This window comes from Devosia psychrophila (assembly GCF_000971275.1).
Taxonomy (GTDB): domain Bacteria; phylum Pseudomonadota; class Alphaproteobacteria; order Rhizobiales; family Devosiaceae; genus Devosia; species Devosia psychrophila.
In genome coordinates, this window is record NZ_LAPV01000028.1 from 1 (window position 1) to 1,041 (window position 1,041).

A 1,041-nucleotide genomic window follows, 5' to 3' on the forward strand; every position below is an offset into this window, starting at 1 on the left:
CCGGGTTTTCCCTGGTCGCGCAGGCGCTGGTAGAAGTCTCGGATCGGGGGATTGGCGCGGATGGCGGAGAGGCTCGCCATGTAGAGGGCGCAGCGTACCGAGAGACGGCCACCGGCAATATGGGCCTGCCCGCGCATGGCGCCACTGTCGCGGTTGAACGGCGCCACCCCGGCCAAGGCCGCGGCCTGCTTGTTGCCGATGGAGCCCAACTCCGGCATTTCGGCGATCAGCACTGCGGCCGTGGTTTTGCCGATGCCGGGGATGGTGGTGAGCAGCTCGGCCCGGCGGCTGAGCGTGGTATCGGCCTCGATGTGGCGGGCGATGGCCTGGTCTATCTCGGCGATCTGCTGGCCCAGAAAGCCGATGTGGGCGTCGATGCTGGCCTGCACCTGCAGCGCCTCGGGATGCTCGCGGCGCTGCTTTTCTTGTGCCAGCATATCTACCATCTGGCGGCGCCGGCGCACCAGGTCGGCCATTTCCACGGCGTTCGGATCGTATTGCGGGTCTGGTTCTGGCGCCATCAGATGAGCGAAGCGCAGGATCACGCCTGCGTCAATCGCATCGGTCTTGGCCAGGCGCCCGTCGGCCCGGGCCAGCTCGCGCACCCGGCGCGGGTTGATCTGGCTGACCGCAATGCCCTGGCCAGCCATTTCGCGGGCCAGCAACCGGCTATAGCTGCCGGTGGCTTCGCACACCAGATGGGGCCGGTTCAGGCTGGCCAGCCGGGGCAACAGCCCGGACATGCCGGCGCTGGTGTTGGCCACGCGGAACACCTTGTGCCCGGCCATAGCCAGATCCAGATACTTTTTGGAGACGTCGACACCGACGTAATCGGGAGAAGAGATCATGATGGCTCTGCCTTGTATGCGGGCACGAGGGCCCAACCAACCGTTCGAGACAGTCAAGATGGGTCAGACGCGTCTGCTCAGGGACGAGCTCGCTTGGCTCTAAGGGGACACACGCTATCTGACCCGGAGCATCGCAAAACACGATGCCCCAAGGCCGATCATCGTCAATCACAGCCTCAAAGCAAACATACAA

At 64.9% G+C, this 1,041-nt stretch carries 1 protein-coding gene; it reads right to left on the reverse strand.

What is annotated here, in order from left to right; all coding sequences use genetic code 11:
• A partial coding sequence (locus WH91_RS02940; protein WP_046169532.1) for an IS110 family RNA-guided transposase occupies window positions 1–848 on the reverse strand: 848 nt, incomplete at its 3' end.
• Window positions 849–1,041 lie beyond the last annotated feature (193 nt).